The sequence below is a fragment of the Moellerella wisconsensis ATCC 35017 genome (assembly GCF_001294465.1).
Classification (GTDB): Bacteria; Pseudomonadota; Gammaproteobacteria; order Enterobacterales; family Enterobacteriaceae; genus Moellerella; species Moellerella wisconsensis.
This window is the reverse complement of record NZ_LGAA01000106.1, coordinates 1-203: the sequence shown is the minus strand read 5'-3', so window position 1 is coordinate 203 and position 203 is coordinate 1. Positions and strand designations below refer to the sequence as shown.

Below are 203 nucleotides of genomic sequence, written 5' to 3'. Positions count from 1 at the left end.
ACGGCATACGAGATGGCTGCATTATGGGCTGCTGTGCATGGTCTCCCTGACCATTGTGGCGACGCTGAAAGCGGTAGGTATCATTCTCTCTATTTCTCTTCTCATTGCGCCTGGTGCCATTGCGGTACTCCTGACACAACGCTTTCATATTGCGCTCCTACTGGCGACTGGCATATCGGTAATAGTGTCAATGACTGGTGTCT

At 51.2% G+C, this 203-nt stretch carries 1 protein-coding gene; it reads left to right on the top strand.

Going from position 1 to position 203, the window contains the following annotated elements; translation table 11 throughout:
* Positions 1 to 203, top strand: a 203-nt coding sequence (locus M992_RS14575; RefSeq protein ID WP_187120222.1) for a metal ABC transporter permease, incomplete at both ends; no start/stop codon positions are given.